General features: G+C 67.5%; 20 protein-coding genes, 1 tRNA gene and 1 pseudogene. 11 read left to right on the top strand and 11 right to left on the bottom strand.

What is annotated here, in order from left to right; genetic code table 11:
- Positions 1 to 4: 4 nt before the first annotated feature.
- A complete protein-coding gene (locus AC07TY_RS12715; RefSeq protein ID WP_494785581.1) occupies positions 5 to 1,021 on the bottom strand; it encodes a class I mannose-6-phosphate isomerase in 1,017 nt (338 codons plus the stop codon).
- Positions 1,022 to 1,146: 125 nt separating this feature from the next.
- Between AC07TY_RS12715 and AC07TY_RS12710 the strand changes: the two genes are divergently transcribed.
- Positions 1,147 to 2,124 (top strand): zinc-binding dehydrogenase, encoded by a 978-nt coding sequence (locus AC07TY_RS12710; RefSeq protein WP_494785580.1) that lies wholly within the window; start codon positions 1,147 to 1,149, stop codon positions 2,122 to 2,124.
- Between the two features lie 9 nt (positions 2,125 to 2,133).
- On the opposite strand, the gene AC07TY_RS12705 is transcribed toward AC07TY_RS12710, so the two are convergent.
- The 3 genes from AC07TY_RS12705 to AC07TY_RS12695 all read right to left on the bottom strand — a co-directional run bounded on the left by AC07TY_RS12705 (position 2,134) and on the right by AC07TY_RS12695 (position 4,575).
- Positions 2,134 to 2,643, bottom strand: a complete 510-nt coding sequence (locus tag AC07TY_RS12705; protein ID WP_123506805.1) for a DUF3592 domain-containing protein — start codon at positions 2,641 to 2,643, stop codon at positions 2,134 to 2,136.
- A gap of 272 nt (positions 2,644 to 2,915) precedes the next feature.
- Positions 2,916 to 3,842 carry a helix-turn-helix transcriptional regulator gene (locus AC07TY_RS12700; protein ID WP_494785579.1) on the bottom strand — a complete coding sequence of 309 codons (927 nt, stop codon included), beginning with the start codon at positions 3,840 to 3,842 and terminating at the stop codon, positions 2,916 to 2,918.
- Positions 3,843 to 3,903: 61 nt separating this feature from the next.
- Positions 3,904 to 4,575: a response regulator transcription factor gene (locus tag AC07TY_RS12695; RefSeq protein ID WP_488625299.1), complete on the bottom strand. Its 672-nt coding sequence runs from the start codon at positions 4,573 to 4,575 to the stop codon at positions 3,904 to 3,906.
- Between the two features lie 117 nt (positions 4,576 to 4,692).
- Here AC07TY_RS12695 and AC07TY_RS12690 point away from each other — a divergent pair, with 117 nt between their 5' ends.
- Entirely contained in the window at positions 4,693 to 4,968 is a 276-nt protein-coding gene (locus AC07TY_RS12690; protein WP_123506802.1) for a GlsB/YeaQ/YmgE family stress response membrane protein, read from the top strand.
- A gap of 71 nt (positions 4,969 to 5,039) precedes the next feature.
- On the opposite strand, the gene AC07TY_RS12685 is transcribed toward AC07TY_RS12690, so the two are convergent.
- Positions 5,040 to 5,912 (bottom strand): LysR family transcriptional regulator, encoded by an 873-nt coding sequence (locus AC07TY_RS12685; RefSeq protein WP_494785578.1) that lies wholly within the window; start codon positions 5,910 to 5,912, stop codon positions 5,040 to 5,042.
- A gap of 93 nt (positions 5,913 to 6,005) precedes the next feature.
- On the opposite strand from AC07TY_RS12685, the gene AC07TY_RS12680 reads away from it, so the two are divergent.
- From AC07TY_RS12680 to AC07TY_RS12670, 3 genes are all read left to right on the top strand, one after another.
- On the top strand, positions 6,006 to 6,779 hold the full coding sequence (locus AC07TY_RS12680; protein ID WP_494785577.1) for an SDR family oxidoreductase: 774 nt from the start codon (positions 6,006 to 6,008) through the stop codon (positions 6,777 to 6,779).
- A 247-nt stretch (positions 6,780 to 7,026) separates the two neighbouring features.
- Positions 7,027 to 7,695, top strand: a complete 669-nt coding sequence (locus AC07TY_RS12675) for an HAD family hydrolase (protein WP_494785576.1) — start codon at positions 7,027 to 7,029, stop codon at positions 7,693 to 7,695.
- Positions 7,696 to 7,709: 14 nt separating this feature from the next.
- Positions 7,710 to 8,147: a DUF1810 domain-containing protein gene (locus tag AC07TY_RS12670; protein WP_494785575.1), complete on the top strand. Its 438-nt coding sequence runs from the start codon at positions 7,710 to 7,712 to the stop codon at positions 8,145 to 8,147.
- A gap of 173 nt (positions 8,148 to 8,320) precedes the next feature.
- Here AC07TY_RS12670 and AC07TY_RS12665 read toward each other — a convergent pair whose 3' ends face one another.
- Positions 8,321 to 8,824 (bottom strand): Rossmann-fold NAD(P)-binding domain-containing protein, encoded by a 504-nt coding sequence (locus AC07TY_RS12665; RefSeq protein WP_494785574.1) that lies wholly within the window; start codon positions 8,822 to 8,824, stop codon positions 8,321 to 8,323.
- Positions 8,825 to 8,913: 89 nt separating this feature from the next.
- On the opposite strand from AC07TY_RS12665, the gene AC07TY_RS12660 reads away from it, so the two are divergent.
- From AC07TY_RS12660 to AC07TY_RS12650, 3 genes and pseudogenes are all read left to right on the top strand, one after another.
- Entirely contained in the window at positions 8,914 to 10,173 is a 1,260-nt protein-coding gene (locus tag AC07TY_RS12660; RefSeq protein WP_494785573.1) for a hypothetical protein, read from the top strand.
- Between the two features lie 194 nt (positions 10,174 to 10,367).
- Positions 10,368 to 11,552 carry an SNIPE associated domain-containing protein gene (locus AC07TY_RS12655; protein WP_494785572.1) on the top strand — a complete coding sequence of 395 codons (1,185 nt, stop codon included), beginning with the start codon at positions 10,368 to 10,370 and terminating at the stop codon, positions 11,550 to 11,552.
- 235 nt (positions 11,553 to 11,787) lie between these two features.
- Positions 11,788 to 12,396: pseudogene (locus AC07TY_RS12650) on the top strand (recombinase family protein); the annotation flags it as partial.
- A gap of 383 nt (positions 12,397 to 12,779) precedes the next feature.
- On the opposite strand, the gene AC07TY_RS12645 reads toward AC07TY_RS12650, so the two are convergent.
- Positions 12,780 to 12,870, bottom strand: a tRNA-Ser gene (locus AC07TY_RS12645).
- A 102-nt stretch (positions 12,871 to 12,972) separates the two neighbouring features.
- Between AC07TY_RS12645 and AC07TY_RS12640 the strand changes: the two genes are divergently transcribed.
- Both AC07TY_RS12640 and radA read left to right on the top strand, forming a co-directional pair.
- Positions 12,973 to 13,833 carry an SGNH/GDSL hydrolase family protein gene (locus AC07TY_RS12640; RefSeq protein ID WP_494785571.1) on the top strand — a complete coding sequence of 287 codons (861 nt, stop codon included), beginning with the start codon at positions 12,973 to 12,975 and terminating at the stop codon, positions 13,831 to 13,833.
- A gap of 222 nt (positions 13,834 to 14,055) precedes the next feature.
- The gene (radA, locus tag AC07TY_RS12635; RefSeq protein ID WP_488625275.1) at positions 14,056 to 15,417 is read left to right on the top strand and encodes a DNA repair protein RadA; all 1,362 of its coding nucleotides are present in this window, start codon (positions 14,056 to 14,058) and stop codon (positions 15,415 to 15,417) included.
- A gap of 405 nt (positions 15,418 to 15,822) precedes the next feature.
- Here the strand turns inward: radA and AC07TY_RS12630 are convergent, their stop codons facing one another.
- From AC07TY_RS12630 to AC07TY_RS12615, 4 genes are all read right to left on the bottom strand, one after another.
- Positions 15,823 to 16,203, bottom strand: a complete 381-nt coding sequence (locus tag AC07TY_RS12630; protein ID WP_494785570.1) for an SseB family protein — start codon at positions 16,201 to 16,203, stop codon at positions 15,823 to 15,825.
- A 6-nt stretch (positions 16,204 to 16,209) separates the two neighbouring features.
- Positions 16,210 to 16,914, bottom strand: a complete 705-nt coding sequence (locus tag AC07TY_RS12625; RefSeq protein ID WP_494785569.1) for a hypothetical protein — start codon at positions 16,912 to 16,914, stop codon at positions 16,210 to 16,212.
- An 82-nt stretch (positions 16,915 to 16,996) separates the two neighbouring features.
- Positions 16,997 to 17,515: an amino-acid N-acetyltransferase gene (locus AC07TY_RS12620; protein WP_123506768.1), complete on the bottom strand. Its 519-nt coding sequence runs from the start codon at positions 17,513 to 17,515 to the stop codon at positions 16,997 to 16,999.
- A gap of 62 nt (positions 17,516 to 17,577) precedes the next feature.
- Positions 17,578 to 20,061 (bottom strand): ATP-dependent Clp protease ATP-binding subunit, encoded by a 2,484-nt coding sequence (locus AC07TY_RS12615; RefSeq protein ID WP_123506767.1) that lies wholly within the window; start codon positions 20,059 to 20,061, stop codon positions 17,578 to 17,580.
- Between the two features lie 167 nt (positions 20,062 to 20,228).
- On the opposite strand from AC07TY_RS12615, the gene AC07TY_RS12610 reads away from it, so the two are divergent.
- Positions 20,229 to 21,155 (top strand): NAD(+)/NADH kinase, encoded by a 927-nt coding sequence (locus AC07TY_RS12610; protein WP_488625271.1) that lies wholly within the window; start codon positions 20,229 to 20,231, stop codon positions 21,153 to 21,155.
- Positions 21,156 to 21,184: the final 29 nt, after the last annotated feature.

Genomic DNA, 21,184 nt, shown 5'->3' with positions numbered 1-21,184 from the left:
GCCCCTAGGCTGCCGCCGGCGAGCAGCGCACGACCCGCACGCCCCCGTCGATCGTCGTGACCCGGGCGGAGTGCGGCACGAGCAGCACGTCGCCGCGGGTCAGCGGCATCGTGTCGGCGTCGCCGAAGTCGAGTCGGCCGTCTCCGTCGAGCACGACCAGCACCGCGAAGCCCGGATCGACCGCGACGGGCTCCGTCGGCGCGATGATCTCGGCACGGAAGTAGGCGTCGGCCGCCGGCGGGAAGAGGCGCGACCGTGCGCCGTCGTCGGGCCGGCCGTGCACGTCGCCGAGCCGGTCGGCCGGCAGCGGCTCGAGGTCGACGGCCTGCAGCGCCGTGTCGACGTCGAGGCCGAGGAAGGCGTCCGCCGGATCGAGCAGCGGGTACGGGGCGTACTCGAGGATGATCGACAGGTCGCTCGGCTCCTGAAGCTCGACGAGGGTGACCCCGGGGCCGATCGAGTGCGGCATCCCGGCGGGCACGTAGAGCCAATCGCCGGGCCGGACGGTGATCTCGTGCAGCTGGCTCAGGAGGGCTGCACCGTCTTGTGCGTCGACCCACCGCCGCACCTGGGCGGGGTCGACGCGATTCCTGAACCCGAGCCACACGGTCGCCTCGCCGGTCGGGCCCGCGTCGACGATGAACCAGGCCTCCGTCTTGCCCCGCGGCGAGCCGAGGTGCTCCGCCGCGAACGCGCCGCCGGGGTGGACGTGGTTGAAGAGCCGCTCGCCCGTGCTCAGCAGCTTGACCAGCAGGCCGGTGTCGGCGCTGTGCGCGTCGACGTGCTCCCGGCCGAGGTAGGCCACCGGATCGGCGGCGATCGCGTCGCGCAGGGTGCGGCCGTCGTCGAGCACGGTCAGGCCCACCGTGTCGCTGCCGTGCGTCGTCGTGACCGACGCGACGAAGTCCTCCGGGGCGTGGTCGTCGGTCGAGCCCGTTCCGCGGAGGGCGAGGATCCCGGCGCCGCCCTTGTACGGCCGGGCGGCCGGCTGGTTCGGGGCGAGGCGGATGGGACCGATCACGGGTGCTGCCTCCTGGAACGTCGTCGTCAGCGCCACCCTAGCGCGGGGCCCCGCACCTTCAGCTTGCGCCCCAGCCTGCGGTGACAGACTCGAGGCCGAACACCGAACAGAGAGTCGAGATCACCATGCGCGCAGTCGTGCACACCCGTTTCGGAGAGCCGTCCGAAGTCCTCACCGTCGACGATGTCGAGACGCCGACCCCCGGCCCGGGCGAGGTGCTCGTGCGCACGGTCCTGTCGCCGATCCACAACCACGACCTCTGGACCATCCGGGGCACCTACGGCTTCAAGCCCGACCTGCCCGCCCGCGCCGGTACCGAGGCCGTCGGCACCATCGAAGCGCTCGGCGACGGCGTCACCGGCGTCGAGGTCGGCCAGCGCGTCGCGACGGGCGGGACGTTCGGCGTCTGGGCCGAGTTCTTCGTGGCCAAGGCAGCAGCGCTCATCCCGGTGCCCGACGGCATCGCCGACGAGGTCGCATCGCAGCTCGTCTCGATGCCCTTCAGTGCGATCACCCTGCTCGACTCGCTCGATCTCGCCGAGGGCGACTGGCTCGTGCAGAACGCCGCCAACGGCGCCGTCGGGCGCATGGTCGCCCAGCTGGCGGTGGCGCGCGGCATCAACGTCGTGGGTCTCGTCCGCCGAGCAGCGGGCGTCGACGAGCTCGAGGCGCAGGGCATCGGCAACGTCGTCGCCACCGACTCGGACGGCTGGCGCGACCGGGTGGCGGCCATCGTCGGCGGCGCTCCCGTGCTCGCCGGAGTCGACTCCGTCGGCGGCCCAGCCAGCGGCGAGGTGCTCTCGCTCCTCAGCGTGAACGGCACCCTCGTCGTCTTCGGCGCGATGCAGTCGCCCGTCATGGAGATCTCGTCGGGCGACGTCATCTTCAAGCAGGCCACCGTCAAGGGCTTCTGGGGCAGCACCGTCAGCTCGAGCATGGCCCCCGCCAAGCGCGGCGAGCTCCTCGGCGAACTGGTGCGCAGGATCCAGGACTCCACCATCACCCTGCCCGTCGAGGCCACCTACTCGTTCGACGAGGCCCGCGCCGCCAGCGCGGCCAACTTCGAGCCGGGGCGCGCGGGCAAGATCCTGCTGCGCCCCTGACCCCGGCGGCTACCGCTTCGTGGTCCGCCGGACGCGGCGGACCACGAGCGTCACGGCGATCGCCAGGACGGCGGCGATCCCGAGCCCTGAGAGCAACCAGAAGCTGACGACGATGTCGCGCTTGGCGCCCGGCCAGTCGGGTACGACCCTCGATGGGTCGCGGGTGTCGTAGACGACGTCGAGGCGTTGGCCGACGAAGAACTCCGACGAGTTGCTGACGTTGTACGCCTTCGTCCTCGTCGTCGCGTCGACGCCTCGGATCGTCGTCGCGATGACCGGGTAGTAGTGCTCGTGGGTGCCGTGCCGCGAGTGCGTCGTGTAGTGCACGACCTCCGTGACGACACCCGTGGCGCCGGCCCCCTCGGAGCGCACGTCGCGATCGTGGAAGTAGGCCGGACCCTGCGACGCGACGCCGATCAGGCTCACGAAGAGCATCACCGCCGACAAGAAGATGATGCTCGCCGACGGGCTGCTGCCGGCGACCTTGCCGCGTCGCTTCTTCGTGCTGTTGTTCCCCACGGGATCAGTCTGCCGGACGCATCGGTCGGGGTCCGCCATTGCGCCGCGTGGATACTGCGCGAGACAGGGGCGAGGGCTGGTGAGTCCCTCGCCCCTCTTCCCGGATCCCTGATTCGAAGAGCCGGGGGACTCTCATCATGGCGATCGGCGACGCCTCCTCGCGCCCGCACGCCCCCCCTTAGTCGGCAAGGGCGACGAAGATGTGCGTCTGGTGTCCAGCGGCATCGTCTCGCGTCCACTCCCTGTGCGGGCGCGAGTCTCGACCGACGGGCTCAGCGAGTCAGAGCTTCGCGGGGAGACTCGTCGTACGTTCGCGTGTGAAGGCTGCTGAACCGGCTGATGTTCGTGAAGCCCCAGCGCTGCGCGATCTGCGTGACCGTCGCGTCGCGCGGGTCCGAGGCGAGAAGTTCCCGGTGCGCCTCGGCGAGTCGCACGCCTCGCAGGTACTCCAGCGGCGTGATGCCCGCTGTGCGCCGGAACGCGGCCTGAAGGCCCCGAACGCTCATGCGGGCGTGCTCGGCGATCTCCTGCACCCCGATGGCGGCGGCCGTGTTGTCGTCCATGTAGCGCATCGCACGGTCGACGGCGCTCGGTCGAGTCGAGTGCTCCCGCGATCCCGGTGCCGCATCAGCGACGGTGATGCCGAAGGTGGTGATGGCCGATGCGAAGAGCAGATCGACGGAGGCACGGCGGACGAGGTCGCTGCCGAGGAGCTCCGGACTCGCGAACACGTCGAGAGTGTGCGCCACCAGGCGCTTCCAATGAAGGCCGCTGTCTGCAGTCAAGGGCCTCGGAGATCCGACCCGGAGAGCCGCCCCGGCCTCTCCCCCGGCGTAGGCCGCCAGAGCCGCGGCATCGAGATTCACCATGGCCAGTCGGTGGTACTCCGACGACGACCGCGCGACACCCGGCTCCAGGACGAACGGCCGCGCGACATCGACAGGCCTGCCGTTCGTCGTCGCCCGGTAGTCGCCCCCGGCGCACATGCCCACGGCGAGGACGCCTTCGATGTCGACAGTGAAATCGGAGGGCGCGTTCACGACGAACTTCGCGATCGTGGCCCGCTCGTCTCCGACCACCCGCTGGCGAAACAGGAACGGCGCCTGAGGCGACCGCAGCTGGGCCTTCCGGTACACGCGATTGACCGCGTCCTCCGCCTCCGAGATGTCGTCGGTCTGATGTCCGGCATCGATGAGCACGGCGACCTCCGATCTCCCGACTCAGCGCCAGAATAGCCCTTCGGCTCTCAGCGGTACCGACTCACGGGCCACCCAGCCAGTGGTCGATGCGGTGGTGATCGGGAGCGAAGCCGTTCGCCACCCCGTAGAGCACCGCCTGGGTCCGCGTCGTCGCGCCGATCTTCCGGTAGGCCGAGCGGATGTACGACTTGACGGTGTTCGGGCTGAGGTAGGTGAGCTGCGCCACCTCGGCATTGCTCTTGCCCTGGGTGATCAGGGCCAGGATCTCGGACTCCCGATCGGTGATGCCCTGGAGGCGGCCCGGCCAGTCGAGGCCCGGCGCGCTCGGCGCACGCCTCGTGGGCGGGCTGATCACCGTCTCGCCCGCGTGGACGGCCTCGAGGGCCTCCACGAGCTGGGCGGGCGTCATGGTCTTCGACAGGTACCCGTGGACGCCGAGCTGCTGTGCCGTCTCGATGAGCTCGGGCTGGAAGTTCCAGGTGTAGACGACCACCCGGTGCGCCCTCGGGTTGGCCAGCAGGGCGCGGATCTCGACCTGATCGGACTCCGGCTGGGCGAACGAGTCGTAGAGGACGATGTCGATCGTGTCAGAGAGGGAGGCGTTCGCGTCGATCTCCGCCACGATCACCCGATCCCGGAAGTCGTCGAAGAAGTGGGCCAGGCCCTTGAGCACCACGTCGTAGTCGTCGATGAGAGCGACGGTGATGGGTCGGGTTGCTACCTGGGCTGGCATGACTTCACTATTCCACCCCCAGGGGTGTGTCGGCACACCCCGAGGGGTGGTTGATTGAGTCCACGCCGAAAGGCCAGACGGGTCGATTCCGACCCGCACAAGAGAATCGAGAATCTCATGATCGGCCTCCTCATCAGCCTCATCATCGTCGGCCTCATCGCCGGCTTCATCGCCCGCGCCGTCATCCCCGGCCGTCAGAGCCTCGGAATCCTGAAGACCATCATCCTGGGCATCATCGGCTCGTTCGTCGGCGGATTCCTCGGCTTCCTGATCTTCCAGCACGACCCGATGGACGGCTTCTTCCAGCCCGCCGGCATCATCGGCTCGATCATCGGCGCCATCATCGTCCTGTTCATCTACACCCGTGTCGTGGGTCGCAGCGTCGCCCGCTGACCCAGCGCCGCCAGAAACGAAAAAGCCTCCGGAGCCCTCCGGAGGCTTTTCGCGTCGGCTGGCTGCCGCGCCTACGCCGTCAGAGCCGCCGACTCGTGCACTCGCAGGGCGGTCGCCCGCAGCCGCGCGACGTCCGGTGTCAGACGGCCGGTCGGCCAGCCGAACACCGTCGTGGCGAGCGGCGCGTCGAGCACGGGGACGGCGACGTGCTCAGGCCACTGCCATGCGCGGCTCGAGCGGGGAATCACGAGCAGCGTCTGCCCGAGGGCCACGAGCTGCGCCAGCTGGGATTGCGAGTGCACCTCGGGGCCTGGTCCGTCCGCGTAGCCGCCGCCGACCAGCGGCCACCGCGCCATCGGCAGCCCGGGAACATGCGTCACCTCGGCCATGGTCAGCGACAGCCGCGAAGCGAGCGGGTGCGACGCCGGCACGATGGCGACCTGCGCCTCGGTGTCGAGGTCGTCGCCCTCGATCCCGGCGAAGTCGTCGAACGGCCGGTGCAGGATCGCGGCGTCGGCGCTTCCGTCGAGCAGAAGCCCCTGCTGCTCGCCGATCTCGCAGAGCATCACCTCGATCGGCGCGGCGCTCTTGTCGGCCGCGTTCGCATCGAGCAGCGCCTGCAGGAACTCGTGCGACGACCCGGCCTTCGTCGCCAGCACCACCTTTCGGACCGGAGCCCCGGCCCGACGTGCCCGCCGCACGGCTGCCGACACCCCGTCGAGCGCGGTCCGCGCCTCCCGCAGGAGTATCTCTCCCGCAGCGGTCAGACGGACACCGCGTCGATCGCGATCGAGAAGCGGCACCCCGACCCGCTGCTCGATCTGCTGGATCGCCCGCGACAGGGCCGGTTGCGCGATCCCGAGATCGGAGGCGGCTCGCCCGAAGTGCAGGCGCTCCGCGACCGCCACGAAGTAGCGCAGTTCACGGGTCTCGAGGTCGTCCACGCCGCGAGTCTACGTCTGTGATGCCCGTGCGGCATCACAGGGTGCCGGATCGGCCTTGGACGCCGACAGCCCGGACGACCGACGATGGACGACATGACCGACACCCACGCACAGACAGCCCCCGACACGACAGCTCACGACACCGCAGCCACGAAGACGACCGCCCTGGTCACCGGGGCGAACAAGGGCATCGGCTATGCCATCGCGAAGGGCCTCGGCGAGAAGGGGCTCCGCGTGATCCTGGGCGCCCGGAACGCGCAGTCGCTCGACGAGGCAGTCGCCACTCTGCGCGCGGAGGGCATCGACGCCGAGGGCGTGGAGCTCGATGTGACCAGCGACGAGAGCGTCGCGGCCGCAGCCGCCGACCTCGCGGAGCGCTTCGGCACGCTCGACGTTCTGGTGAACAACGCGGGCGTCTCCGGCCCGTTCGACCCGGTCACCTGGGCGCAGGATCCCACGACCCTCGATCTCGACACGGTCCGCTCCGTCGTCGACGTGAACGTGTACGGGGTCATCCGGGTCACGAACGCGCTGCTCCCCCTGCTCGAGAAGGCGGCATCGCCGCGCATCGTGAACGCCTCGAGCAGCATGGGCTCGCTCGGGCGACAGCCGGGCCCGATCATGGCGGCGTACTCGCCGTCGAAGACGTTCCTCAACGGGATCACCGTGCAGTACGCCCGCGCTTTCGCGGAGACGCCGATCATCATCAACGCCGCGTGCCCGGGCCTCGTCGCCACCGATTTCAACGGCTTCGCCGGCGACCGCACGCCCGAGCAGGGTGCAGCGACAGCGATCCGTCTCGCGACCCTGCCCGACGACGGACCCCGCGGCGGCTTCTTCGATGACGAGGGCGTCGTCCCCTGGTGACGGCGAGCTCGCGGCTGGCGTTCCCTGAAGAACGACCAAGCGGCTCGACACCGTGAGGCATTTCTTATCTGGGACCAGATTCTCGCGGCGCTGGTGATGTGCCGGACACCGGCGCAGAACCCCTGTTGCATCCCGGCCGGAAAATGCCAAGGGGCGTTTCATGGACGGATCCCCGAGGGTGGCGTGTGCCAGCCCTTGCCGTGTTCCTGTCTCTGATTGGTGTCCCGTCGTGACTCGTCCTACTGCAGTGCTATTCGATCTCGACGGCACCCTCGTCGACTCCAACTTCCTCCACGTCGAGGCGTGGGACCATGCGTTCACATCGACGGGGCTGACCGTGCCGTCCTGGCGGATCCAACAGGTCATCGGTGCGGACTCCAGCGTCTTGATGGATACCCTGGCGGGGACTGCGCCGGAAGCCGTGCAGGACGCGGCGAAGAAGCTTCACGATGAACGGCTCGGAGAGCTTGCTCCGAGGTTGCAGGTCCTTGATCAGTCGGAGGCGTTGGTCGCGGCGATTGCCGCGCACGGCACCCGGGTGGTGCTGGCGACCTCAGCCCCGCAGAACGAGCTCGACCGGATCTTGGACATCCTCCATATCGAGGAGAACACGTACGCCGTCGCCTCGTCCGAGGACGTCGAGAAGGCCAAGCCGGAACCGGACATCATCTCGGTGGCGCTGCAGAAGGGCGGGGTGGAGGCGGCAGGCGCGATCATGGTCGGCGACTCCGTCTGGGACATGAGGTCTGCCACCAAGGCGGGCGTCCGCGGTGTCGGCCTCCTGTCCGGGGGCACTGGCGAAGCCCTCTTGCGGCAGGCCGGGGCCATCGAGGTGTTCGATGACGCCGCGTCGCTACTCGCCGCACTGGAGACCAGCATCCTGGCCACGCTCTGGCACGACGACGCCCCCGAATGACAGCGAACAGTTCCGTGGCCGATGCTGACCCGTTCGACCTTGCTCGGTTCGTCGACGCTCAAAACGATGGGCAGACCTACTCGGTCGCGCTCGGAGAGATCTCCCGGGGCCGGAAGGTCTCCCACTGGATGTGGTTCGTCTTCCCGCAGGTCGCTGGGCTTGGCCGCAGCGCCACCGCGCGACGTTTCGCGATCCGCTCCCTTGAAGAGGCGCGCGCATACGCCGCGCATCCTGTCCTCGGAGCTCGGCTGCGAGAGAGCGCGAAGACCATGCTCACCGCCCCCGGCGCTTCGGCGGACGCCGTCTTGGGTGGCACCGATGCGGTCAAGCTGCGATCGTCGATGACCTTATTCGCGGCGGCCACCGACGACGCCGTCTTTACCCAGGTGCTCGATCGATGGTTCCACGGCGTGCCGGACGAAGCGACAGTCACACTTCTCCGGAGGAGCTGACGGTCGGTGCCCAAGCGGGCCCGGATTGGCTGTGCCCGACGCGAGAATGTTTTGAATGACATCTCAATGTCATCGACGGGGTCGCCGTTCTTCTCGTGGACATGGGCGATCCGGCGGCCAGTCTCAGCGCATCGGATCTCGAAGGAGTGATCATGGTCTGCAGTGTTGTGGTCTCAGCGGGAGGGCCGGCCTCGAAGGGGGTCGGATGCGGGCACGTTGGACCTCTCGGCAAGACCTGTAATGAGAGCGGCAAGCGCCGTATCGGCTGACACTTTCGGTTCCCACCCCAGAACGGTGCGGGCTCGGTCGGTATTCATGACCGGGACCTTTGCGGCGATGTCGACCCAGCCGGCATCCACCGGCAGAATCCGCAGCCGCCACGCGACCGTCACGGCGGCACGGATCACCCGATACGGGAAGGGGACTGCCCGCGTGCCCAGCACGGACGCGACAAGGTTCGGTGTGACGACGGGCTCCGTCGCGATGTTGAACGCGCCGCCGGCGCGACGGTCGATCGCACGCCAGAACGCGTCCGCGAGATCCGACGCGTGCACGACCTGCGCGACGAAGCGCGGTGACAGCGGCAGAAACGGGATCCTGATGGTCTTCAGCCACCGGGTCGGAACCCAGGAACCCGCGAACAATCCGAGGATCTCGCTGGCCGCGGCCTGCTGCATGACTTTCGCACGTTTGCCCAGCTTGAGGCTCCAAATCGATGCGGCCGACTGGTGGTCGGTACAGTGAGCTTAGATCACTTGGGTTCTACATGGAGGTAGGAATGGCTCACCGGCGGGGGTTCCTGGCAGAGTTTCAACATCAGCAGCGGTTGGCGCAGACGCGGGCTAATCAAGCAGTACGCGCGCAGGCTGCGGCTCGCGCGCAAGCTCAGCGCGCGCAAGCATCGCAAGCCCGCGCGACGGCCGCGGCCATTCGCACGTCCGAGGCGGAGCGCAAGCGGGCGGAGAAAGAAGCTCAGGCTGCATATGTCGAATCTCGGCAGGCCGAGGTTCAGGAACTGAACGATGAGCTTGCCTACCAGTACGAGGAAATCGACGGGCTACTGAAAGCCACCCTCGCCGTCGACGACTTCGTCGATTTAGAGGCGCTGAAGAAGCAGGTGTCGCATCCGCCATTTCCGCGGCCGGAACTACAGACCCCTCGGCCTCAGCCCGAACCGATCAACATCTCGGAACCTCCGGTATTCACGGAACCCGAGGTCCCCAAGGGGCTGTTCGGTAAGAAGAAAAAGCATGAAGAAGTGCGCCAGCAGGCGTGGAATGAATACCAGGAAGCCTTGCAGCAGTGGGAAGCGTTCAAAGCGTCCGTGCCAGGACGTCAAGAGCAGCTCGCAAATCAGCACGCCGCTCTCGAGCGAACAAGGCTCGACATGCTTGAAGCGGCGACGGCGCAGTACGACGCTGAATGCCGCCTTCGGGAGCAAGAGGCCGTCGAGCACAATTCCGCGATCGACACACTCATCGCTGGGCTGGGCTACGGAGTTGTCGACGCCGTCCAGGAGTATGTAGGTATTGTCCTGGCGAACTCGGTCTACCCACCGAGTTTCGAGGTAGTCCACGAGGCGGAGTTCGAACCGGAGACGGCAGAGCTGAAACTCACGGTTATCGTGCCGGCGCCCGATGCTCTCGCCACGGTCAAGACCTACCGGTACGTCAAAGCCAGCGATGAAATCGCGGAAACGGCGTTGTCAAAGACGGACGCTAATAACCGGTACTCCAGCGCCCTGCACCAGGTGGCGCTTCGATCGATGCACGAGATTTTCGAAGCGGACCGCCGCGGAATCATTCAAGCCATCTCCCTCCAAGTGGGTCCCCGAACAAAGGACCCCGCTACCGGCCGAGACACATTTCTGCCCCTCGTCGCGGTCACGGCTCCTCGGGATCTCTTCATGAGTTTCGACCTCGCCGGCGTGGTCCCGTCAGCGACGCTGCAACATCTCGGAGCTGCTGTCTCAAAGAACCCTTCAGCTCTCACAACCGTCGACACGTCAGGTATTCGCCGCTCGTGACGGACAACCGGCGCTTCAACCCACCACCCGGTTGGCCCCCTGTCCCGGCAGGATGGAAACCCCCTGCGGGGTGGACGCCGCCTGCCGATTGGGCTGAGCCACCCGCAGGTTGGCAGCTATGGATCGATACCCAGCCCGAAAACATAACCAGTCCGGTTGAGCCTTCGCCCGTTCCGACGGTGGACCCTCCCCGGATGAACAAACCCATTGACTTGACCCGCCCGCCCCGAATCGCGCCACGACCGGCACCCATCCCGGACGGAAGGATCGCAGAGTTGGAGGCGGAGAACGCGATTCTTCGCCAGCAACTCCAAGAGCGCGCTAGCACCCCACCCGAGCTCGTCCAGTTAAACGACCAGGTGGTTCTGCAGGAAGTCGGCATCTACCGTTACCACCACCCCCTCGAGAACGCGGCCGCATACTTGCCCCGGCTACGAGACGTCGAAGCCCGGGCCGCTGCGCTCGTGCGGGATGGGCACGCGATCGAAAAGTCGAACATGTTCTCCTTCGACAATTCCCTTGCCCGCGGCCGGAAAATGAGCGACGACCTCTCAAAACTTATGCTCCGGGCCTACAACGCTGAATCCGAAAACAGCATTCGCACCCTCAAAGTCGGCAACGTCCAGACCGCGAAGCGACGCCTCGAATCATCCCGAGAAGCCATCGCCCGCCTTGGCACGATGATGCAAATGCGCATCAGCGACAGCTACCACGCGCTCCGCCTCGAAGAGATCGAACTGACCGCGGACTGGCTGATGATGAAACAGGAAGAGAAAGAACGAGAACGGGAAGAACGCGCCCGACTGCGCGAAGAACGCCGCGTAGAAAAGGAACTCGCCGAACAGCGCGCTCAACTCGACAAAGAACGCTCCCTGCTGCTGCAAACACTCCAGACATTGGAGGGTGCCGGCACCACTGATCCCGACTTGATACGGCGACTCGCCGACATTGACCAGGCCATCACCGACAACGATTACCGGGCCGCGAATATTCGTGCCGGCTACGTCTACGTCATCTCCAACCGCGGCGCCTTTGGTGAAGGCGTCGTCAAAATTGGGCTAACCCGCAGACTCGAACCAACGGACCGAGTCAATGAACTCGGCGGCGCTTCCGTCCCCTTCCGCTTTGACATTCACACGATCTACTTCTCCGAAGACGCCGTCACCCTCGAAACCGAACTCCACCGACACTTCTCAACGCGAGCTCTAAACCAGGCCAACTCACGCAAGGAGTTTTTCTTCGCCACACCAGCCGAAGTACGTGAAGTCCTCGCGAGCAAGGTCGGCAATCTCCTCGAATTCACCGAGACAGCCGATGCCACCGAGTACTACCAATCGGTCAACCTGTGGCCGGCAGGTCCGCAGCGCGCGACTTCGTAAACAACCCTCCACTCACCAGCAGGCCGGCCGGACCCACCCACGCAGATCCGATGTCTTGAAAAACTAAAGATTTACGAGACGTCTCACCAGCCCATCGATGATCAACGACGATTGACGCCACTCCACCGCATATGACCAGACTCGTCCAACCACGCTGTTGTCTCGGAATGTTGTCTCGCGGCATTTAGTCGTGTCGAGCCGCTTCTATGGTTTTCTGAGACGTGATGGCTAGACGAGGCTTCTCGGCTACACCCGCCTCAGCACCACCAACGAGGACTCGCAACTCCAGATCGACTCGCTCCTCTCCATAGGGGTCGAGAAACGGGACATCTTTTCCGATGTCACGTCCGGTCGGAAGAACGCGGCCGACCGCCCCGGAATGCAAAAGCTTGTCGAGCACGCCACTGACGGCGACACTTTCGTTGTCTGGCGCATCGACCGCCTTGGCCAATCGCTGCTCGATGTCCTCAACACCGTCTCGGGGCTCCGTGAACGAGGTATCTAGGTGCGGTCAATCTCGGACGGGATCGACCCGGCCACCACCACGGGACGGTTGATGCTGAACATGCTCGCAACCCTTGCCGAGTACGAACGCGAGCTCATCGTCGAACGAGTCCGAGCAGGCGTGGCCGTCGCCCAGGAGGCCGGCACGCAGTTTGGCCGGCCCAAGGGCGATCCGGCCGTCATTGCGGAAAAGCTGGCGATCGTGGCCGCAGCTCGAGCGGAGGGAAAGACCGCCGAGAAGGCTGCCAGCCTTGTCGGCTGGAGTCGGCCGACCCTCTATCGGCACCAAGCCAGGCACGCCGCTCGGAACGCGAGCACGGCCGAATCGACAGTCTCATAACCGTCGACCGCGACGAGATTCGGGCGATTGCTTTCGGCGCATGCTCGCGGGACACGGTAGGCCCTGATGTAGCGCGGTCGGAATGTCGGTCGGTGGGATGGATTAGAACCGATGGGTTGCGTGACAAGCATCCGAACCCCGGCTTCAGACACCAGCCGCCCGCCTCGAAGGTTCAGCGCTGACCGGCGGCGAGGGGTCGTGCTGTTGGCTCTGGGCTCAAACGCCTGACGGGCTATGTCTCGGCCTTCGAAACTCAGTATCTGCGTCAGCGCGAAGGCGTCTCTCGCAGGGGGTGCGATCGCTGCGGCTCGGAATCAGCAACATCAGTGCACCAGAACCATCTGCAAAAAGAAGAAAACCCCCGCCTGAACGAGGGTTTTCTGTGGCGGTACCGGTGGGATTTGAACCCACGGTGGAGTTAACCCCCACACATGTTTTCGAGACATGATCCTTCGGCCGCTCGGACACGGTACCGGGAGAGAGTTTAGTACATTTTCGAAGCCGGGCCGAATCGGCTGGGTGGGGCGGGGAGTTCCTGCGCATCTGATCGCTGGGGTTCGGGCGTATCGTGCCGTCATGACCAAGTCTGCTGTGGTGGTTCGGGTGCTCGGGGCCGTCGGCGGGAGCGCCGCCGCGACGGCTGCAGGAACATACGCGTACCGCCGCTTCATGAAGCGCCGGCAGGGCGCCGCCGACGTCCTGAACAGCACGCTGCCCGTCAACTCCAAGTGGTGGCGCGAGCGGTTCGCCCGCGAGGGGGCCCTGAACTACGTGGCGCTGGGCGACTCCGCGGCGCAGGGCATCGGGGCGTCGAAGCCGTGGCGCAGCTACGTCGGGCGGATCGCCGCGCACATGCGCCGCACCACGCACGGCACCGTCGGAGTCAAGAACCTCAGCGTCGCCGGAGCGACCACGCACCTGTGCAGGCTGAACCAGCTGCCGCGGCTGGTCGACCTGCCCGCCGACGTCGTGACCGTCTCGATCGGAGCGAACGACATCGCCGACTTCACCCCCAAGAAGTTCGAGAAGAACATCCGCGCGATCTACGGTGCGCTCCCGTCGCACGCGATCGTCGCCGACATGCCCTTCATGGTGCTGCCCGACCTCGAGCGCAAGGTCGCCGAGGCCAACGTCATCGTCCGCCGGGTCGCCGACGAGCTCGGCCTCGCCGTCGCTCCCCTGTACGCGACGACGCGCAAGCAGGGCTACGTGCGCACGCTCCGCAACTCGGCCGCCGACCTCTTCCACCCCAACGACGACGGCTACCGCGTGTGGGCGTCGGCGTTCTACCCGGCCATCGACGCCCGGCTGGCCCGCATCGCGGCGGAGCGCGCCGCCGCCGACGTGACCGCCTCACGCCGTGTGACCTCCGTCGCGGCCGCCGTCGCCGAGCGGGCGCAGGGCGCCTCAGCCGCCTCCTCCACCCCGGCTCCCTAGCGCAGGAACTCCCGGCCGCCGCCCTCCCCCACGCTCGCGAGAGGCCCCGCGCCGACGCCTCCCGCCCCCACCCAGAAGTTCAAGGAGAAACTCGCCGGCGTGGGCCTGCTCGTGCCGATCTCGGCCCGCTGGCGCAAAAAAAACTCCTTGAAATTGCGGAGCCGGAGCGGGGCCTGTGGACGCCTCCCGCCCTTTGTCGGAGGCTCCGCCTAGAGTTGCCGCATGCCTCGCCCCACGTCGACCTTCCGCTGCACCGAGTGCGGCTGGTCGAGCATCAAGTGGGTCGGCCGCTGCGCCGAATGCCAGTCGTGGGGCACCGTCGTCGACGCCACCGCCGCAGTCGCCTCCACCCGCGGCGTCGCGGCTGTCGCTGTCCCCGCCGACCGCGTCGCCCGGCCGATCACCGAGGTGGCGGCCGACCGCGTCTCGCACTGGCCGAGCGGGATCGACGAGTTCGACCGCGTGCTCGGGGGCGGGATCGTGCCCGGCGCCGCGATCCTGCTGTCGGGTGAACCAGGGGTCGGCAAGTCGACGCTGCTGCTCGAGGTCGCGTCGCGCGCCGCCCAGCAGGGTGCCCGGGTCCTGTACGTCACCGCCGAGGAGTCCGCGCAGCAGGTTCGCCTTCGTGCCGCCCGCACCGGCGCCCTCAACCCCAACCTGTACCTCGCCGCCGAGGTCGACCTCGGCGTCATCCTCGGCCAGATCGAGCAGGTCAACCCGTCGCTCGTGATCGTCGACTCCGTGCAGACGGTGTCGTCGTCGGCCAGCGAGGGCATGGCCGGCGGCCCGTCGCAGGTGCGCGAGGTCGCGTCGACGCTCGTGCGCGTCTCGAAAGACCGCAACGTGCCGATCCTCCTCGTCGGCCACGTCACGAAAGACGGCTCGATCGCCGGGCCACGACTGCTTGAGCACCTCGTCGACGTCGTCTGCCAGTTCGAGGGCGACCGACAGACCTCGTTGCGGTTCGTCCGTGCCCACAAGAACCGCTTCGGCCCCACCGACGAGGTCGGCTGCTTCGAGATGACGGGCGACGGCATCGCCGAGGTCGCCGATCCCTCCGGGCTGTTCATGTCGCGCACCAGCACTCCGGTCAGCGGCACCTGCATCACCATCGCCATGGAGGGCCGCCGCGCACTGCCCGTCGAGATCCAGGCGCTGATCGTAGCGAGCACGGCGCCGCAGCCCCGCCGCGTCGTCAACGGCGTCGACTCGTCGCGCGTGGCGATGCTGCTGGCGGTGCTCGAACGCCGCGCCGGAATCCGCCTCAGCGACGCCGACGTCTACGTCTCCACCGTCGGCGGCATCAAGATCACCGAGCCCGGCGCCGACCTCGCCATCGCCCTGGCCCTCGCCTCAGCCAGTCGCGAGAAGTCGTTCCCGCACACGCTCGCAGCCGTCGGCGAGATCAGCCTCGCCGGCGAGATCCGACCCGTGTCGTCCTCGAAGCAGCGCGCGTCCGAGGCCCGCCGTCTCGGCTTCACGGAGATCGTCGACTCGTCGTCCGAGCACCTGCGCGAGGCGCTGCGCCGCGCGTTCTCCGCCGCGTCCAGCGATCGCGAGCGGGAGCTCGACGCCGCGTTCTGACGTCGAGGGCGAGTACCGCCCTGCTCCGAACCGCGTGCCGCCCAAGCCGCCGTCCTTACCTGAGGATGCCGCGCGCGCCCACAAGGAAGACCGCGCCGCAGCGCACGTCTCACAAGGAAAACCCCGCCTGCGTGCACCGCCCACAAGGACGCCTACCCCAGAAGTCCTTGCCTAGCGAAAGCGATCGCGCAACGAACCGAGCCCCACGTCGAGCACCACGCATCGCGGAGCCGACCCGCGCCCCCTGCTGCTGCTGCTCCGCCGCCGTCCTTCCACAAGGACGACGCGCGCGCCCACAAGGAAGGCCGCGCCGCAGCGCACGCCCCACAAGGAAAACCCCGCCCGCGTGCACCGCCCACAAGGACAGCTACCCCAGAAGTCCTTACCGAAGGACGCCCACAGACCTCACGCCCGCAGCGCCTTCAGCAGATCCTCCGGGTTCGCCGCCATCGTGTGCGGCCCCGCGATGTCGAAGAAGACCTGTTCCAGCACGTCGAGGTGCGCCTCGATGAAGTCGCGCAGCTTCGCGGCGTCGTAGAGCATCACCAGGCGGATCTTCTCGTTGGGCACCATCGCCTTGTACGTCTCGGCCGACGAGAACAGCAGCAGGATCCGCTTGTCGGTGTTCTCGCGCCCGAAGACGCGCACCCGGTCGTCGCCCTTCTTGCCCGTCGCCAGCTTGGGCACCACGACGACGTCGTTGCGCAGCGCGAACGCGACGGCGGCGACATCCTGCGCGGCGAGCGCCTCTTCGAGCTGGGCGGAGCGGAATTCGGGCTGGGCCATGGGTACTCAGTTCAGGATCATGAGCGCAGTGGTCGACGAGTCGATCGCCCCCACCGAGACGGACAGGTGGTAGCTCGCGCCTTCGGCCGGAACCGAGCTGCGCGACGAGTCGCATGTCTTCGTCGACGAGCGGGTGCGGTCCCAGGTGATCGCTGGCGTCTTCAGCGTCTGGCCCGCAGTGATCGTGATCTTCTGGTGGGTTCCGGCGACCTGGCAGTCCTTCGACGACCAGTACGTCTCGGCTCCGGAGGTGATGCTGAGCACCTGCTCGGCCGAGCCGAGATCCAGCGTGCAGGCCGTCGTCGACGTGTTGGTAATGCTCATCGAGATCTTGGGCTGCTCGAGCGACGAGTACGAGCTGGCGTCGGCGATCGGCTTGAGGCTGATCTGGGCGGTGTCGCAGGTTCCTGAGGCGGCGGCGGTGGCCGACGGCTTGGGGGCGGCGGCGGCCGACGGCTTCGACGACGCGGCCGGGGCGGAGGACGCCCGGGGGGAGGCCGCGGCCGACGCACTGGGGCTGGGCGTCGGGGAGGCCGACGTTCCTGCGCCCGGTCTCACCGCGATGAGCACGATGACGAGCAGCAGCACCACGAGAGCACCCAGCACGAGCGCGCGGCGCCGCCAGTACACCGACGGCGGCTTCGAGCCGACCGGATGCTTGAACGACGACATGCGCACAGGGTAGGTGTCGTTGCGTGCCTCGTCGGGCATGCAGTCGGCGCGTTGCAGTCACCACGGCAAATGCGCAGGAACGTCGCCCCGCCCCACCGCAGACCACCGCCGCGCGCGGGCGCTACGCCGCCGGCAGCACCTTGAGCATCCGCGTGTTGCCGAGCGTGTTGGGCTTCACGCGCGCGAGGTCGAGGAACTCGGCGACGCCCTCGTCAGACGAGCGGACGAGCTCGGCGTAGACCTCGGGCGACACGACCGACTCGCCGATCTCGAGGTATCCGTGCTTGACGAAGAAGTCGACCTCGAACGTGAGGCAGAAGATGCGCCCGACGCCGAGAGCGCGTGCGTCGCCCTCGAGCCCGTCGAGGAGCTTGTGGCCCACTCCGTGGCGAATCCAGTCGGGATCGAGCGCGAGGGTCCGGACTTCGGCGAGGTCGTCCCAGAAGACGTTGAGGGCGCCGCAGCCGATCGGCACGCCATCGGGGCCGAGGGCGATCTGGAACTGCTGGATGCTGCCGTACAGGGTGACGTTGTCTTTGCCGAGCAGGATGCGGCGGGCGACGTACGGCTCGATCAGGCGCTGGATGTGCGGGACGTCGGAGGCGAGGGCTTTGCGGACGGTGATCTCGCCAGTGGACATTCCCCCAGCGTAGCGAAGGGCGGCCCTCCCGGAGGAGAGCCGCCCTTGCGGTGACGCGATTCTTACGCTTCGCCCTTGTCGAGCACCAGCACGTCTTCGCGGCCCGGCTGACGCCCGGTCTCGAACGTGAACTTGCCGTCGACGTAGTCGACCTTCACGTGGTCGCCGGCGTTGAGCTCACCCTGGAGGATGTGCTCTGACAGCTGGTCCTCGACCTCGTGCTGGATCGCACGACGCAGCGGACGAGCACCGAGCGACGGGTCGAAGCCGACCTTGATGAGCTGCTCCTTGGCCGCGAGCGAGAGCTCGGCGGTCATGTCGCGGTCGAGCAGGCGGTCCGACAGGCGCTTGACGAACAGGTCGACGATCTGCAGGAGCTCCGGCTGCGTGAGCTGCGGGAACACGATGGTCTCGTCGACGCGGTTCAGGAACTCGGGCTTGAAGTGCTTCTTGAGCTCCTCCGACACCTTGGAGCGCATGCGCTCGTAGGAGGTGGCGGTGTCGCCCTCGATCTGGAAGCCGACGGGGCCGCCCGTGATGTCTTTCGTGCCGAGGTTGGTCGTCATGATGATGACCGTGTTCTTGAAGTCGACGACCCGACCCTGACCGTCCGTCAGGCGGCCCTCTTCGAGCACCTGCAGCAGCGAGTTGAAGATGTCGGGGTGAGCCTTCTCGATCTCGTCGAACAGCACCACCGAGAACGGCTTGCGGCGGACCTTCTCGGTCAGCTGGCCGCCCTCTTCGAAGCCGACGAACCCGGGAGGGGCACCGAACAGGCGCGAGACGGTGTGCTTCTCGCCGTACTCGGACATGTCGAGGCTGATCAGAGCGTTCTCATCATCGAACAGGAACTCGGCGAGCGCCTTGGCGAGCTCGGTCTTTCCGACGCCCGTGGGGCCGGCGAAGATGAACGAGCCCGACGGACGCTTCGGGTCTTTGAGGCCGGCACGCGTGCGGCGGATGGTCTTCGACAGTGCGGCGATCGCCTGCTCCTGGCCGATGACGCGCTGGTGCAGCGCCTTCTCCATGAAGACGAGACGCGAGGTCTCCTCTTCGGTGAGCTTGAAGACCGGGATGCCGGTCGCCTGGGCCAGGACCTCGGCGATGACGCCCTCGTCGACGGTGCCGGAGGCTCCGACGTCGCCCGAGCGCCACTGCTTCTCGAGGCGGAGACGCTCGCCGAGCAGCTTCTTCTCCTCGTCACGGAGGCTGGCGGCCTTCTCGAAGTCCTGGTCTTCGATCGCGGCCTCCTTCTGTCCGCGGACCACGGCGATCTTCTCGTCGAACTCGCGGAGCTCCGGCGGGGCGGACAGGATCGAAAGGCGCAAGCGGGCGCCGGCCTCGTCGATCAGGTCGATCGCCTTGTCGGGGAGGAAGCGGTCGGCGACGTAGCGGTCGGCCAGGTTGGCCGCCGCGACGATCGCGCCGTCGGTGATGGACACCTTGTGGAAGGCCTCGTACTTGTCGCGGAGACCCTTGAGGATGTTGATCGCGTGGGGCAACGAGGGCTCGTGCACCTGGACGGGCTGGAAGCGGCGCTCGAGAGCGGCGTCCTTCTCGAAGTGCTTGCGGTACTCGTCGAGCGTCGTGGCGCCGATGGTCTGAAGCTCGCCGCGAGCGAGGAGCGGCTTGAGGATCGAGGCCGCGTCGATCGCGCCCTCGGCGGCACCCGCACCGACGAGGGTGTGGATCTCGTCGATGAAGACGATGATGTCGCCGCGCGTGCGGATCTCCTTGGTGACCTTCTTGAGGCGCTCTTCGAAGTCACCGCGGTAGCGGCTGCCGGCGATGAGCGAGCCGAGGTCGAGCGAGTAGAGCTGCTTGTCTTTCAGCGTCTCGGGGACGTCGCCCTTGACGATCGCCTGGGCGAGGCCCTCGACGACGGCCGTCTTGCCGACGCCCGGCTCGCCGATCAGCACGGGGTTGTTCTTGGAGCGACGGGAGAGGATCTGCATGACCCGCTCCATCTCCTTCTCGCGCCCGATCACCGGGTCGAGCTTGTTGTCGCGCGCAGCCTGGGTCAGGTTGCGACCGAACTGGTCGAGCACCTGAGATCCACCCTGCGGGCCAGCCTGCGTTTCTCCGCCCACTGCCACTGCCTCCTTGCCCTGGTAACCCGAGAGCAGCTGGATGACCTGCTGGCGCACTCGGTTGAGGTCAGCGCCGAGCTTGACGAGGACCTGGGCGGCCACACCTTCGCCTTCGCGAATGAGGCCGAGGAGGATGTGCTCGGTGCCGATGTAGTTGTGTCCGAGCTGGAGCGCTTCGCGCAGGGACAGCTCGAGGACCTTCTTCGCGCGAGGCGTGAAGGGGATGTGGCCGGTCGGCTGCTGCTGACCCTGGCCGATGATGTCCTGGACCTGCTCGCGCACGGCGTCGAGCGAGATTCCCAGCGACTCGAGCGCCTTGGCGGCGACGCCCTCGCCCTCGTGGATGAGGCCGAGCAGGATGTGCTCGGTGCCGATGTAGTTGTGGTTGAGCATCTTCGCTTCTTCTTGAGCGAGGACGACAACGCGACGGGCACGGTCGGTGAATCTCTCGAACATCTTCTAACTCCCTTGGTGACGGGCTGGGACGCCACCCATATGACGGACGCCCCGCAGGGGGTGGGCGTCCAATACGTCGAGAGTAGCCAGCGCGATGCCCTCCGTCTGCCCCTGTTCGCTGGCGGCGTGACGGAGGTCCTCCCATGCTCGGTCGGTAGGTTCGGCATATGGCGAACTACACGGTCGGCTTGATCCCCCACCCCACGAAGTCGGTCACCGCGTCGATCGACGTCCTGCGCACGTGGCAGGGCTCGGACGAAGCGCACCTGATCGCCCTCCACGACGACGCCGCACGGGTCGGCGCCGACATCGAGCTGGTCGACGAGCCGACCTTCGTCGAGCGGGTCGACGCGGTCGTCTCGCTGGGCGGGGACGGCACCATGCTCGGTGCGATGCGGCTCGTCGCGCCCCGTCCGGTCCCGGTGCTGGGCGTCAACTACGGCAACGTCGGCTTCCTGGTCGAGACTGAGCCGCAGGAACTCGCCGACGCCCTCGAGTCCCTCCGATCGGGCGACTTCTCCCTCGAGCCGCACCACGCCGTCGAGGTCACCGTCTCGTCGACGGGGTTCGAGGCGTCCTTCCTCGCCTTCAACGACCTCTCCGTCACGCGTCGGCCCGGCCAGGGCGTGGTCACCGCAGACCTCGCGGTCGAGGGCACCCCGTACGGCTACTTCAAGGCCGACTCGATCGTCGTCTCCACTCCTGCCGGCTCGACCGCCTACAACTACGCCGCCGGCGGCCCGGTCGTCAGCCCCGCCGTCGCCGCCGTCGTGGTCACCCCCGTCGCCCCGATGGCCGGCATCGACCGGACCGTCGTGCTCGGCCCCAAGGAGCTCCTCAAGTTCACGATCGGGGCCGGCACCCGCTCGGCGGCGCTCGAGCTCGACGGCCGCGTGGTCTCGGACGTCGGCGAGGGCGCCATCATCAAGGTGAAGCTCCGCGAGGACGCCGGCGTGGTGGCCCGCGTCGATGCCGGGCGGCACGGCCGCAAGGGGCGCCTCAAGCTCAGCCTGATGGACCTCCCGCTGCGGCCGGACCAGCTGCTCGAGCTGGTGCCCCCGGAGGTGCGCGCGCGGTTCGCACGGCAGCACTAGTCGGGGCGCGGCGGCGGCGTGCCAGTTCC

Source organism: Frondihabitans sp. GW821-FHT04F02 (genome assembly GCF_059420045.1).
The sequence above is the reverse complement of the archived record's forward strand: the minus strand, read 5'-3'. Positions and strand labels throughout refer to the sequence as shown.